The following is a 13,831-nucleotide window of genomic DNA, read 5'->3' as shown; positions in this document are numbered from 1 at the left end:
TACTCAACTACTTATTGTGGGGTGGGCGTCTCGCCCATATACAAGGGCGCTCATGTTGCCCACCCCACAAGATTAGGTAATTTATTTGTTGTAAGTCCCTAATGTGGAATTTGACAAAATAAAAATCTGTATTGTTGGCGCGGGTGCGATTGGTGGATATTTAGGGGCAAAACTGGCACTAGCAGGTGAAGCAGTAACAGTGATTGCGCGTGGTTCTCATTTGGAAGCAATTCAAAAAAATGGGCTGAAGTTGCTCATGGCAGACGGTTCTAGCCAAATTGCTATTCCGACTTTGGCAACTAACGATATTCAGTCAGCAGGGACACAGGATGTAGTAATTTTAACTGTTAAGGCTCACAGTGTGCCTGCGATCGCACCTCTTCTCCCTGCACTCTACAATGCTCAGACAATGGTCGTAACAGCCCAAAATGGTGTTCCTTGGTGGTACTTCCGTCAGCATGGCGGTGAGCATGAAGGTACGCAGAAGATGGGATGATTGAAGCTAGTATTGGTGCCCAACGCGCCATCGGTTGTGTGGTTTACCCGGCAACTGAGATAATTGAACCAGGTGTGATTAAGCATATTGAAGGCGATCGCTTTACTCTGGGTGAAATCGACGGCACTAAAACAGAACGCATCCAATTATTATCACAGATTTTAAAACAGGCAGGATTCAAAGCGCCAATTCGCAATCAAATTCGCACGAAAATTTGGATCAAGTTGTGGGGAAATGTGGCATTTAATCCCATTAGTGCCTTAACTGGTGCGACTCTAGAGGATATTTGTCACTATCCCCTCACCCGTGAACTAGCGTGGCAAATGATGAGTGAAACTTAAGCGATCGCAGAAAATTTGGGTATTAAATTTGGCATTAGTTTAGAACAGCGAATTAATGGGGCAGAAAATGTTGGTGCCCACAAAACCTCAATGCTACAAGATATTGAAGGCGGACGCGCTACGGAGATAGACGCGATCGTTGGCGCGGTGGCAGAATTGGGAAAACTCACTCAAATTGCCACACCTTATATTGATGCTATTTATGCCAGCGTTAAGCTGCTGGAGGCGACTAAAATAAGAATTTGACGAACCACAGAGGCGCAGAGAACACAGAGAGAGGAGAAATAGAGAGGATTTTTGTGTCAGCTTTGGGATATTTTTTTATTTGTCAGTCCCTTAAGGTGCGGAATGGAAGTTATCAGGACTTACGCCAAATATCTCTCAAACTCTGATTTCTCCGTGTCGCGCCAGTCGCTACAACGGGGGGAACCCCCGCAACGCGCTGGCTTCTCTGCGCCTCTGCGGTTCGCTATTCCGTAACTTGTGCGTAAGTCCTAGTTATAGCGCAATACGGTTCAGTTAAGGCTAAGACCCTTTTTTAACGAACCGCAAAGGACGCAAAGGACGCAAAGTAAGAGAAGGAAGATAAGGAAGAGAAGCTTAACTGAACTGTATTGAGTTATAGCGATTATCAAGTTTATGAAGAAAAAAAAAGTATGGCTATTAACGATACTGCTTCTAACAGTAGTAGGAATCAGCATCATCACCGGACATAGTAATTCTCTAAAAGCTGCCTCACCTTTAGGGAAAGACACGCTGACGATGATTACTTCCCCAGATTATCCCCCTTATGAGTTTTATGATACGAAAGGAGGCGATGTCTACGACGGGCTACGCCTACGCCAAATCGTTGGCTTTGATATAGATATTGCCAAAACCCTTGCTGAAAAATTAGGGTTTAAACTCAAAATAATGGAATCCGATTTTAATGGCTTAATTCCTGCACTCCAAGCAAATCGGGCTGACTTTGTAATGGCTGGGATGACTCCGACTCCAGAACGTCAGAGAAATATTGACTTTTCAATTATTTATTACGAAGCCAAAGATACTATTGTCGCTCCTAAAGGTAGCAACTTAAAGCAGCCCCAAGACTTATTAGGAAAAAAAGTTGGCGTACAATTAGGAACCATCCAAGAACAAAATGCCCAGAAAATTGCTAAAAAAGTTGCGGGTATTCAGTTAAAGCAACTCAACAGAGTGCCGGAAGTAGTTCAAGAAATCAAATCTGGGCGAATTGATGCCGCAATTGTCGAGGATACTGTTGCTAAGGGATTCGCCCAAGCTAACCCAGATTTAGAATTTAATATTATTCCCTCAGAGGAGGCAAGTGGATCAGCGATCGCTTTTCCTAAAGGTTCTTCTTTTGTAGAACCGTTTAACAAAGTCCTTCAACAAATGAAGAACAATGGCACATTGAATAAACTTGTCGCCAAGTGGTTTTCACAAAATATTACCACCAATTCTGCATCTTCAACTCCCGCCAAAGGCGGGTTAAATCTCGATTTCACCAGAATTCTTCCTGACATTCCCTTTATTCTGCGGGGAATCCCTTTAACTTTGTTGTTTACCCTATTATCTGTAACCTTGGGGTTAATTTGGGGAACAATATTGTCTCTATTAAAAATTCTCGGCATCAAGCCCCTTACCTGGGTTGCTAACGCCTACACCTCTGTTTTTCGAGGCACACCTTTGTTATTACAATTGGCGTTGGTTTACTACGCAACGCCACAGCTTACAGGCTATGACATTTCGGCATTGGAGGCTGGGGTGCTAACTTTTACCCTGAATTCTGGCGCTTATATGTCGGAAACCATCAGGGGTGGAATTCAGGCGGTGGATAAAGGACAAAGTGAAGCGGCGATGTCTATGGGTGTTCCCTATTGGTTGATGATGTGGGATGTGATTTTGCCCCAAGCGTTGAAGAACATTCTCCCCGCATTGGTAAATGAAACTATTGGATTGCTTAAAGATTCGGCGCTGGTGTCAACAATTGGGGTAGTGGAAATATTACGCAGTGCCCAAATTGTTGGTGCAAATAAGTATATTTATTTTGAACCACTGCTATTTGCAGGGTTAATCTACTATGTTTTGGTAATGGGTATGACCTTGGGTGCATCCGTTTTAGAAAGGAGGTTACGGGAAAGTGAGTAATGTAGTAATTCGCACGGAATTTTTATCTAAATCCTTTGGCAAACTCGACGTACTCAAAGATATTTCCACTGAGTTTTATCAGGGCGAAGTGGTTGCCATCTTAGGCCCTTCTGGTTCAGGTAAGTCTACCTTTTTACGATGCATAAACTTGTTAGAACAACCCACCAGAGGCAGAGTCTACTTTCACGATCAAGAAATCACCAATCCCAAGGCAAACATCGCTAAAGTACGCCAGCATTTGGTAATGGTATTTCAACATTTTAATTTGTTTCCCCACATGAATGTGCTGCAAAATGTCACCTACGCCCCCATAAAGGTGAAAGGAATTAACAAGCAAAAAGCCGAAGAACATGGCTTAGAATTGCTTGCTAAGGTAGGTTTAGAATCAAAAGTGTCTGTGTACCCATCTAAACTATCTGGGGGACAGAAACAGCGAGTAGCGATCGCTCGGGCATTAGCAATGGAACCAGAGATGATTTTGTTTGATGAACCCACCTCTGCGTTAGATCCCGAAATGGTCAAAGATGTGCTGCAAGTGATGAAAGCTTTAGCGCTATCGGGAATGACAATGGCGATCGTCACCCATGAAATGGGGTTTGCAAGAGAAGTTGCTAATCGGATTATGTTCCTCGACCAGGGAAGTTTAGCAGAAGATGCTACTCCTGACGAGTTTTTCCAAAATCCTCAGTGCGATCGCGCCAAGCAGTTTTTGGAAAAAATGCTTTAGAACATCAGAAATTCGCCACTTTTCTTGTATTCCTGAAACTTTTCCAAAACAGGGCGATCGTTTGGCATTAACGTAGGTAAATCAGCAAAATCAAAAAATTCCAGCGCCAGCGATTCTCCATCTAAGCAAGCGAGACTGCCCTCCCATTCAACGGCTCGTAAAATCAAAATGAAATTTTGCACGCGATCGCCATTAGGATAGGTTACAGTTTCAAAGGCTGGGTTGGAAGAAAACCCCACAGCTGCAAAACGCTTAACCGTTAAACCAGTTTCCTCAAAAACCTCTCGTGCTGAACATTCTTCCGCAGATTCACCTACCTCTGGATAGCCGCCAGGTAGCCCCCAAACTTTGAAATCACTTCGCTTTTGCAACAAAACGCGCCCCAAGTTATCCTCGATAATGACACCTGTGCCAAATAATAGAAGTAGGCGCTCACCTACAACTTGTCGTAACTTGCCGAGATAAGAGTCTGACCAATTTGCCATAATCGTTAGAGAATGTTTCTAAACAAAATCTAAAGGTAGCAAATAGCGATCGCCTGAAAACAGGATAATACAGATGAAGTTGCGATCGCACTTCTAAATTTAAATAAAATTAGTTTTATAAAATCAATGTTTCGAGCTTTGCCTGTACTTCTTCTATTAAATCTTGTGAAACACTTTCAACAAATTTTACCTTTCTAGCTTTCCAATCAAGTGTTTTAATTTGGTCGGCTAACACAGATCCTTTTGTTTGCATTCCCTTAATAAGTGGAACTTCAAAACTAAGCCCTTTTGCCTTGCTGGTTATAGGACACGCTAAAACTAAAGAAGCCATTCGATTATATTGAATTGGAGATATAACAAGAACAGGGCGGTAGCCCATTTGCTCCCGCCCTTGCTGTTGTAGTTCATTGTTCATTGTCCTAGCAATGTCATCAAATGACATTCCTGATGTGTAGAGGGCAAATGCACGCTGAATCGAATCAACTGTAAATTGCTGTGATGCTCCAAATTCTAATTTGATAATATCTCCTCTTTTGGGAAAGTATGGATTAACTACCAATGCTCATTCCCCACAGCGTTTCCAGTTTCAAATTCAGGATGGAATTTATCAGGAGTCATACCTTCAAGCAACTCATCAAGGGTATACTTTTTTCTTTTTTGTGGTGTAATTATAATATTGTCACCTTGCACACTCAGCTCTATACCTGTTCCTTCGGTTATATGTGCTTGTTCAGCTACCGCTTTTGGAATCCGAATAGCTAAACTATTTCCCCATTTAGCAACAACTGCCGTCATAGCTATCTCCAAATATTTTGTTAGCAATCTACACGCCCAAACTTCAGATTTTCGGAGTGGAAACTTGGTCTGATGTATATACTTTGAATATACAGATTTGATTAGCCGGTGTCAACACCCTCTTGTAAGGGGAATGTATAAAGAAAATCTAAAGGTAGCAAATAGCGATCGCCTGAAAACAGGATAATACAGGTGAAGTGTTCAACCTCTAACTATGGCATCTACACCCAAAATTCTCGCCTTTGCAGGCAGCACCCGGATTGATTCTTACAACAAAAAATTGGTAAAAGTTGCGGCGGCTGGCGCTCAGGCAGCAGGGGCAGAAGTGACTTATCTAGACCTCCGTGATTTGCCTTTACCTCTGTTTGACGAAGATTTGGAAGCTCAAGAAGGTCTACCAGCCAACGCCCGCACTCTCAAGGATTTGCTGATTTCTCATCAAGGATTGCTGATTGCTTCGCCGGAATATAACAGTTCCCTCACAGCAGTTCTAAAGAACGCCATTGACTGGGCATCGCGTCCAGCCCCAAATGAAGCATCATTGGCTGCTTTTGCAGGTAAGGTTGCTACCATTATGAGCGCTTCCCCAGGCGCTCTTGGTGGTTTGCGGGGGTTGGTTCACTTGCGGTCTATATTGGGAAACATCAAAGTTTTGGTACTTCCCGAGCAAATCGCAGTACCCAAAGCTTACGAAGCCTTTAATGGTGATGGCACATTAAAAGATCCTAAACAACAAGAATCTATTGAAAAGTTAGGTGAGGGCTTAACAAAGATATTGGTGAAGCTTAATTAAACTGGTTAGTAATTTAACTTCTTTATATTGGGGAACAGTACAGTGAATGCAATCAAAGTTTGGGTTTAATTCCTCCACAGTCATCGAGAGAAATTCTTCATGCGATCGCAAAACCTTTCGGTCTACTGACTTTCTCATAGGAATACACGGGATGTGGGAAACTCAGACACTTTAGTGCTGAGAGGGAAACGGCTCGTGCGGTTTTAACCGCAGTCAGCATTAATTGCACCGGATGAGTTATAATGGTGTTATGACTCAACCAATCTCTGTTAAATGTAAGCTTATAGTACTCCCTAACTTTCGGGGCGAAATTGACCGCACGATGGAAGGTTTTGCCAATGCTTGTAATCAGATACTGGAAGTAGCCAAACGTGAAAATTGTTGGAATACCACTAAACTTCACCACTTGGTTTACAAGCCAGTGCGTGAAGCGACCGGATTGAAAGCTAACCATGTTTGTCAAGCTATCCGTCGAGTTATCGGTAATGCCAAGGCAGTTAAGCAAATCCACAAATTTAGACCCACATCTGTTGGCTTGGATATTCGCACCTTTGTTTATAAGGGAGAAACCCAATCCGTAGGAGTGACCTTGATGTGTGGGCGAGTTGAATTTAAGCTGTCTATTGGTGGTTATCAGATTGCATTGCTTAGGGGTCAGTCCCCAACTAGTGCAACACTGAATAAAACCAAACGCGGAGATTACAATATCCACTTCGTTGTTGACATTCCAACTCAGCCTACTGGCAAGACTCCCAGAGTAATTGGAGTCGATCTCGGAAGGCGTGATATCGCCACCACTTCTACGGGTGAATCGTGGAGTGGTAAACAGATTCAAAACGTTCGTGACCGTTATTCTTGTGTCAGGGCTAATGTTCAATCCAAACGCACTCGGTTGTTTAGGCGACTTTTGAGAAGGCTTTCTGGAAGAGAACAGAGGTTTCAAGAATGGTTGAATCACAATATTTCTAAGCAGCTTGTTCAAGAGTCCAAGCGAATGAATGCTAGTTTGGCTTTTGAAGACTTGACTAATATAAGAGGATCTCTCAATACCAAGCCTAGAAGCAAAATAGAACGTCGTAGAACTAATAATTGGGCGTTCTATCAACTGCGTTTGTTTGTTGGATACAAAGCAAATATTGCTGGAGTGAGAGTGATGTTTGTCCCCCCTGCTTACACTAGTCAAACCTGTTCCCGATGCGGACATATTCACCCAATTAAGGGTAAATCGTATCGCAACGGGAAAGTTTTTAAGTGTGGGCATTGTGGATTTGAGCATGATGCTGATATAAACGCGGCTAAGAATATTGCTGCTTTGGGGGCTTCTGTAAGCTGTCCTGAAAGTCCGGGGATGACGTGCCAGTTGCTCTTGACTAATGTCAATGTGAATGGGATGCTCGATCTGGGCTAAAGCTCAGTGGCTTCAGCCCTGAGTTGCTTACTCTCCTAGTCTTTGCTGATTTTTGAAGATGCCTATTAAGGCTATCTGTCTTCATGCCTATCTTCTACATATTCCTCAACAATAATATGTGCATTGGTGCCACCAAAACCAAAGGAGCTGACACCGGCACGTCGGGGAAGTGCCTTGTCAGCAGAATCCTTTAAAGCGTCCCAGGAGCAGCTTTCCTGGGTAATATAGAAAGGACTATCGCTGAAATCGATATACGGATTGAGGTTTTGAAAATGAAGATGTGCAGGTATTTTTTTGTGTCGCATTGATAAAATAACTTTTAACAGCCCTGCCATGCCTGCCGCCGCTTCCAAATGACCGATATTGGTTTTGACCGATCCCAGTCCACAGCGATGGTAAGACGAAGGGTTCACACCGTGACCAAAACGTTCGTACAAGGTCGCAAATGCCTTTTTTAATCCACTGATTTCGATCGGATCTCCCAGACTTGTTCCTGTGCCATGAGTTTCAATATATGTTACCGTTGTTGGGTCGATACTTGCACCTTCATAGGCACGGATCAGCAATTTTGCCTGAGCAGCAGGGTTTGGCGCTGTTAAGGAGGTTCCATGTCCACCATGATTCACACTGCTGCCCTTAATCAGCGCATAGATTTCATCCCCTTCAGCTTTGGCCCGGCTCAGTGGTTTTAACAATAGTGCGGCAACACCTTCTCCACGCACATAGCCATTTGCCCTTTGATCGAAGGTTTTGCAGCGCCCATCGTGGCTCAACATACCTGTCTTGCTGCCGGTAATATGGAGTGTGGGTGTTAATAAAGCATTCACTCCACCGACAATAGCGCTTGTGCATTCGCCTCGGGATAAAGCGTTCACCGCCCGATGGAGGGCAACCAAAGAGCTGGAACAAGCCGTGTCAATCGACTCGCTTGGTCCGGTAAAATTGAAAATATACGACACCCGATTGGCTAAGATCGAAGAAAATGTTCCGGTAGAGCTTTGCGCCTCTACCCCAGGAACAGTTTCATTAATCAGCTCACGATAATCGGTGTTGGCAACACCGACAAAAACACCGATATCTCCACCGGATAAATCCGAGGCTTTGTAACCGGCGTACTCTATTGTTTTCCATACAGTCTGAAGAAAAATTCGTTGCTGCGGATCCATCAGGTCGGCTTCCCGAGGCGCAATACTGAAAAACAGCGCGTCGAATTTATCAATATCTGGCATAAAGCCGCCCCATCGGATAGTGGTGTCACCTCGTGCGCTTTGCCAGTCCCATCGGTCTTTAGGGATTTCTGTAATCAAATCCTCACCCGCCGCTAAGTGCTGCCAAAAAGTATCCAGGTCTGGGGACTGTGGCATCACGGCGCTCATGCCAATAATCGCTATCGGCTCTGCGCCCCCATTGTTATCGTGGTGGTTTTTTTTTTCCAATAGGTTTAAGTAAGATGGAATTTCACCTTTGGCTTGTTCCGGCGTACCTGGCTCTGCTCTGCTCTGGGCAGCAGTCGCTGGCATCCGCTTACGGTAATATGCGGATAAGGTGTCACTATAGTGTTGTTGCAGGTGTGCAAGCAAATCACCGGCGTTGAGACACTCAAAAAACACTACGGGCAAAATATCCAGTTGGAAAGTGTCGTTAAGTTCGTTGGCCAAAGTGACAAAGGAAATGGAATCGAAGCCGAAACTGCTCATTTCGCGCTCCCACTCGATCTCCTCCGGGCTTAACTTGAGAATGGCAGCCATTATCGGCCTGAGGTCAGCTTGCAAATACGCTAGTAAATCTATGCTCGGTTTTTCACTCGGCTTTTCAGCCCGCTCGACAACAGGGTTATTTTTCTGTATGCCCAATATATGGCTAAATTTATCCTGATCTCCGCACAACACCAGGAATTGGTTTTTGGAACCCGCCAAGGCTTTTTCTAAGGCCTGCAAACCATCGTTGGTCTCTAGCGCGTGCATGCCAATCGAGCGTGCTAGAAACTTCTCGGTAGAGGTATCAACCTGCATTGTGCCATCCCGCCACAACGGCCAGTTGATAGCAACGGTTAAGCCGGAACGTTTTTGCATTGCCCGATGCGCTTCGCGTCGTTCAGCAAAATGATCCAAAAAACTATTGGCATAAGCATAGTCAGACTGACCCATATTACCGATCGCTCCCGCCAGAGATGAAAACAAGACAAAAAAGTCCAGATATTCGTTGCGGGTAGCTTGATCCAGGTAAATGCATCCATGAACTTTGGCCGCCAGAACCTCGTCGATTTCGTGTGCGCTTTTATTTATCAGTGAAGCATCACGTGTGAGGCCAGCTGCATGGAATACGCCATGCAAAACCGGAAAGCGAGAGCGCAACTGCGCCATCACCTTTTCCACATCTTCGCGTCGGGAGATATCCCCCTGCAAATAGAGGGCTTCGGCTCCCCAGCTTTTCCAACTGTCTAATTTCGCCTGTTGCTGGTCCGTCCACTGGGATCTTCCTACCAGAATCACCTTGGACTGATACTCCCGTGCCAGATATTCCCCCAGCAGTAGGCCAAGACCGCCGCCACCACCGGTAATTAGGTAAACACCTTGTTTTCTAAGTAAATTAGCCTCGATCGCTCCCTGCCCTTGAGCGGACACAGAATCATCATCTGGGTGCCAACGCTTTACCCAGCGTTGCCTATTTGCACAATAGCGAATTTCGGACTCCGGTTCATTTGCACTTCGTACCTCGTCCCATAAAATTTCGGCCACATTGTCTGGTGCGAAGGTGGTGGGTAAAGCCAGGGTTTTCCAATGCCAATCAGATCGTTCGTGGGTTAGTGATTGAGCAAAACCACGAATTGCCCCATAGTGTGCTTGGGGTGAGTCTTTGTCTTGGCGATAGAGATATAACAGCTTCAGCGGCCGATGGTGCCAGCAGGATATAAAGGCTTGGCTCAGGTAAAAAACCGAATAAATACTCCACGCGAGCGATCGCGGATCAAGGTCGGCGTTTTCGTGCCATTGTTCTTCTGACCATGCGTGAATAATGCGATCGGGTATTTCGTGATGGCGTTGCAGCTCGACGGCCAGTTTTTGGTAGTCACCGGCTTGTTCGGGGTTGATTTCGTAACGCCCTTTTGCCAAAACCTGAAACCGATAACCTGGTCTGACCTGAATACACTTCACACCCACTGAACTCAATTTTTTCTCCAGCAGATGGGACAGCACATTTTCTGTTTCAAAAACTAGCCAACTGCGATCAGTGGAAATATCTGCTGCTAAACTTTCGTTTTTACATGCCTCCCACTGCGGATAATAATATTTGACCGGGTGCTGGGCGACTGGACTAGAAGGTAATTTTTCTTTGCTCTCACCCAAAGCGCGGACACAAAAATCTTTGCCGCGTGCGATCGCCTCGCCGCTACCATCAAACAGATTTATTTCATAACGTTTTACCGTCGAAGCCTCTGCCCCCGACTGAGGCGCTGTCAGGCGAGTATAAACATAGAGCGATTTCGGCCAGATATTTTCGCCATACTCCCATGTACCCAAAGTATAGGGGAGATGAGGAACGCCAGATGCCGACTCTTCCTTAGCCATTAATAGGATAACCGATTCCAGCGCGGCATTTACCAGTGAAGGGTGCAGCAGGTAGTCTTTAAAATCAGCTTCGCGCAACGCAGGCAGGCGCAACTGACACAGGGCTTCGGTTTGGTTATACCAGGCTTTTTGGATGACCTGAAAACTCAACCCGGTACGAAAGCCATGAGTCTGTATTTTTTGGAAAAACTCTGCGCCCTCTAGTGTGTGTGGGCAACGTTCTTGAATCCTCTGACGATCAAATGAGGATAACTCCAGACGCTCTGGGGTAGCAGAATCAGGGTAAAGCAACTGTCCTTGAGCATGAAGCACTTTGTTTTTCTGCTCGTCCCAGGTTGAAATTTCAAAATCAACTCGTTGCCCATGATTCTGTAAACGAGTATAGACCACTACCTCTGTCTGATTTACCATGAGTGGACGAAGCCAAACCACATTTTTTAACACTGGCTGTGGGGCATCAGGACGAAAGCTTCTTGCCACCTTTGTGACCATTTCCAAATAAACTGCACCGGGTAAGATTTTTTGCGCTGCGACACAATGATCGCGCAGAAAAAATTCCTCGCCACTCAACACTGTTTTAAAACAGATGTCATCTTCACTAGACAATCGTTCTACCGCCAAAACAGAAGCGGCTGGCGTTACCGTCGGAAACCAATAGGACTCTCGGGCAAAGGGGTAGCCTGGCAGCGAAATTCGCTGGGGCAAAACTGAAGCCTTTGGCGAATTGCCATATAATAAACTCCAGTCAATATCTGTTCCGCTAACCCATAATTGGGCGAGTTTAGAAAGTTTTTTCCCACGCACTATGGCTTCGATAAAAGCTTTACCTTCGTCGCCCTCGATTAATAAGTCCAGTTTGGCAGACTCGGCGTTCACCTGGCCTTGATAGCAGGCATCAAGAGATTTTTCGCCACCCTGATAGCCCAGTAGTTTTTCGAGCCATTCGTCCTCGCTGGCAACCACCATAGCGAGACGTTGCTCTAATTGAATTCGCCCTGTTTGCAGGGTATAGGCAATATCGGCAAGGTTGCTCGATTGTAAAGCATTGCTGGGATTTTTTCGCTGATTTTTTTCTTTGAGGTAGCGGATCATCAAAGCAACATAGTCTTGCAGCCGATCTTTATTTTTGGCGGAAAGTACGATTAATACTGGTGCTGCACTTTCGTTAACCACACCAACCGGCGGCTCTTCCACCACCAGATGGCTATTTGTGCCGCTAAAACCAAAGGAGCTGATGGCCGCCTGTCTTGGCAAACCATTTTCACTATTCCAGGGGCGAAGGTGGGTATTGACGTAAAACGGACTGTCCTGAAAGTTAATGTGTTCATTTTCATTTTTCACATGCAGGGTGGCGGGTATACAAGCATGACGCATACTCAGTAATACTTTAATCAAGCCGGCTATGCCTGCGGCGGCGGAAGTATGACCGAGATTGCTTTTTACCGAGCCGATCGCACAATAATTTTTCTTTTGGGTATACTGGCTGAAACTTTCAGTCAGTGCTGCTACTTCGATGGGATCGCCTAATTTTGTGCCGGTACCATGAGCTTCCACGTAGCTGATTCTCTCGGGATTGATCCCGTATCGCCTATAGATATCGACTTGCAATTCATGTTGCGATTTGGCGCTAGGGGCGGTAATTCCGTTAGTTTTGCCGTTCTGGTTGATCCCTGTGCCTTTGATCACGCCGTAGATAGAATCGCGATCTTGCAGGGCTTTATCCAAACGTTTCAGCACAACAACGCCAACGCCTTCTGCCAAAACGGTCCCGTCGGCATCCTGAGAAAATGTCCGGCATTTGCCGGTGGGTGAGAGCATCCCTGCCTGGGATGCTTCTATATACTGTTTTTCTCCCAGGTAAAGCGTCACCCCGCCGGATAACATCATATCCACTTCGCCGTCCTGAAGACTTTTACAAGCCCAGTGAAGCGCCACTAGTGAAGAGGAACAGGCGGTGTCCAGGGTGATTGAGGGACCTTTGAGATTGAGCATATAGGCAATGCGTGCCGCCAAAATCGACGAAGTATTTCCTAGTAAGGCATAGGCTCGATGTTGGGAAATTTTAGCGCGATCGAGCAGTATATCGTATTCGTGATTCATCACACCCACATAGATGCCGCATTTCATGCCATCGAGGGTTTTACCTGCATATCCGGCATCTTCCAACGCGTTCCAACTGGTTTGCAGAAAAAGCCGTTGCTGCGGGTCCATCAACTCTGCCTCGGCTGGAGAAATATTAAAAAACTTGGGATCGAATTTATCCACGTCGTCCAGGAATCCACCCCATTTGCAATAGCTGCGGTTGGGTTGTCGGCGATCGGGATCATAGTACTGCGCGATATCCCAACGTGTGTGCGGCACTTCGGAGGTACTATCGATACCCTGCTCTAAGTTTTGCCAAAAGGTTTGCAGATCAGGCGCACCGGGGAAACGTCCAGACATCCCAATCACTGCGATATCGGAATTTGCGACATTGCCAGGAGAAAGAGAACTGACTGAACTAACTGAAATGGGATGGGATGCTACAGGAACGGATGCAGCAGCTTTGGGTGAAGTTGGAAGTTGAGAGGAAATATAATTGCTCAATTCATGAATACTGGAATGATCAAACAAGACTGGAATCTGTAAAGTCAGTCCTAAGCGTCGATTGATCGCGTCTAGTAGTATCAAACCGCGCAACGAATCGACACCATAATCAATAAACCGCGCTTGTGTGTCAACCTCATCAGGGATCATTTCCAGTACCTGGGCTGCCAGTTCGACGATGCTCTGTTCGACATCGGAATTCGTGACATTGCCAGGAGAAACAGAACTGACTGAAATGGGATGGGATGCTACAGGAACGGATGCAGCAGCTTTGGGTGAAGTTGGAAGCTGAGAGGAAATATAATTGCTCAATTCATGAATACTGGAATGATCGAACAAGACTGGAATTTGTAAAGTCAGTCCTAAGCGTCGATTGATCGCGTCCAGTAGTATCAAACCGCGCAACGAATCGACACCATAATCAATAAACCGCGCTTGTGTGTCAACCTCATCAGGGATCATTTCCAGTACCTGGGCTGC

At 45.5% G+C, this 13,831-nt stretch carries 10 protein-coding genes and 1 pseudogene; 6 read left to right on the top strand and 5 right to left on the bottom strand.

Translation table 11 applies throughout. The annotated features are described in order from the left end of the window. Positions 1-103 precede the first annotated feature (103 nt). The 4 genes and pseudogenes from V7K50_RS18885 (at position 104) to V7K50_RS18870 (ending at position 3,715) form a co-directional block, all read left to right on the top strand. Entirely contained in the window at positions 104-496 is a 393-nt protein-coding gene (locus V7K50_RS18885) for a 2-dehydropantoate 2-reductase N-terminal domain-containing protein (protein WP_334962619.1), read from the top strand. Then, positions 493-1,083, top strand: a pseudogene (locus tag V7K50_RS18880) (2-dehydropantoate 2-reductase). The gene V7K50_RS18885 and the pseudogene V7K50_RS18880 overlap by 4 nt, the downstream one beginning before the upstream one ends. A 393-nt stretch (positions 1,084-1,476) precedes the next feature. Continuing rightward, positions 1,477-2,988: an ABC transporter permease subunit gene (locus V7K50_RS18875; protein WP_334962618.1), complete on the top strand. Its 1,512-nt coding sequence runs from the start codon at positions 1,477-1,479 to the stop codon at positions 2,986-2,988. Next, positions 2,981-3,715 (top strand): amino acid ABC transporter ATP-binding protein, encoded by a 735-nt coding sequence (locus V7K50_RS18870; protein WP_334962616.1) that lies wholly within the window; start codon positions 2,981-2,983, stop codon positions 3,713-3,715. The genes V7K50_RS18875 and V7K50_RS18870 overlap by 8 nt, the downstream gene beginning before the upstream one ends. Here V7K50_RS18870 and V7K50_RS18865 read toward each other — a convergent pair. The 3 genes from V7K50_RS18865 to V7K50_RS18855 form a co-directional block, all read right to left on the bottom strand. Beyond that, on the bottom strand, positions 3,712-4,200 hold the full coding sequence (locus V7K50_RS18865) for an NUDIX hydrolase (RefSeq protein ID WP_334962614.1): 489 nt from the start codon (positions 4,198-4,200) through the stop codon (positions 3,712-3,714). The two genes, V7K50_RS18870 and V7K50_RS18865, sit on opposite strands and share 4 nt — an antisense overlap. A 115-nt stretch (positions 4,201-4,315) precedes the next feature. Continuing rightward, positions 4,316-4,759 carry a type II toxin-antitoxin system PemK/MazF family toxin gene (locus V7K50_RS18860; protein WP_334962612.1) on the bottom strand — a complete coding sequence of 148 codons (444 nt, stop codon included), beginning with the start codon at positions 4,757-4,759 and terminating at the stop codon, positions 4,316-4,318. Continuing rightward, the gene (locus V7K50_RS18855) at positions 4,753-4,995 is read right to left on the bottom strand and encodes an AbrB/MazE/SpoVT family DNA-binding domain-containing protein (protein ID WP_334962610.1); all 243 of its coding nucleotides are present in this window, start codon (positions 4,993-4,995) and stop codon (positions 4,753-4,755) included. Before V7K50_RS18855 ends, V7K50_RS18860 begins: the two co-directional genes overlap by 7 nt. Before the next feature lie 214 nt (positions 4,996-5,209). Here V7K50_RS18855 and V7K50_RS18850 point away from each other — a divergent pair, with 214 nt between their 5' ends. Then, positions 5,210-5,788, top strand: a complete 579-nt coding sequence (locus tag V7K50_RS18850; protein ID WP_334962609.1) for an NADPH-dependent FMN reductase — start codon at positions 5,210-5,212, stop codon at positions 5,786-5,788. 97 nt (positions 5,789-5,885) lie between these two features. Here the strand turns inward: V7K50_RS18850 and V7K50_RS18845 are convergent, their stop codons facing one another. Continuing rightward, entirely contained in the window at positions 5,886-6,008 is a 123-nt protein-coding gene (locus V7K50_RS18845) for a hypothetical protein (RefSeq protein ID WP_334962607.1), read from the bottom strand. A 30-nt stretch (positions 6,009-6,038) separates the two neighbouring features. Between V7K50_RS18845 and V7K50_RS18840 the strand changes: the two genes are divergently transcribed. Continuing rightward, the gene (locus V7K50_RS18840) at positions 6,039-7,196 is read left to right on the top strand and encodes an RNA-guided endonuclease InsQ/TnpB family protein (RefSeq protein WP_334962605.1); all 1,158 of its coding nucleotides are present in this window, start codon (positions 6,039-6,041) and stop codon (positions 7,194-7,196) included. A gap of 71 nt (positions 7,197-7,267) precedes the next feature. Here V7K50_RS18840 and V7K50_RS18835 read toward each other — a convergent pair whose 3' ends face one another. Further along, complete coding sequence (locus tag V7K50_RS18835) at positions 7,268-13,819, bottom strand: SDR family NAD(P)-dependent oxidoreductase (RefSeq protein ID WP_334962807.1); 6,552 nt, start codon at positions 13,817-13,819, stop codon at positions 7,268-7,270. Positions 13,820-13,831 lie beyond the last annotated feature (12 nt).

It is taken from the genome of Nostoc sp. (assembly GCF_036917135.1).
In the GTDB taxonomy this organism is placed as follows: domain Bacteria; phylum Cyanobacteriota; class Cyanobacteriia; order Cyanobacteriales; family Nostocaceae; genus Nostoc.
This window is presented reverse-complemented; position numbering and strand designations above follow the sequence as displayed.

Bases quoted from the DNA above. Each gene is read 5' to 3' on its own strand.
- V7K50_RS18840 (WP_334962605.1), top strand. From the start codon at position 6,039: ATGACTCAACCAATCTCTGTTAAATGTAAGCTTATAGTACTCCCTAAC.
- V7K50_RS18845 (WP_334962607.1), bottom strand. From the start codon at position 6,008: ATGCTGACTGCGGTTAAAACCGCACGAGCCGTTTCCCTCTCAGCACTA.
- V7K50_RS18855 (WP_334962610.1), bottom strand. From the start codon at position 4,995: ATGACGGCAGTTGTTGCTAAATGGGGAAATAGTTTAGCTATTCGGATT.
- V7K50_RS18850 (WP_334962609.1), top strand. From the start codon at position 5,210: ATGGCATCTACACCCAAAATTCTCGCCTTTGCAGGCAGCACCCGGATT.
- V7K50_RS18865 (WP_334962614.1), bottom strand. From the start codon at position 4,200: ATGGCAAATTGGTCAGACTCTTATCTCGGCAAGTTACGACAAGTTGTA.
- V7K50_RS18875 (WP_334962618.1), top strand. From the start codon at position 1,477: ATGAAGAAAAAAAAAGTATGGCTATTAACGATACTGCTTCTAACAGTA.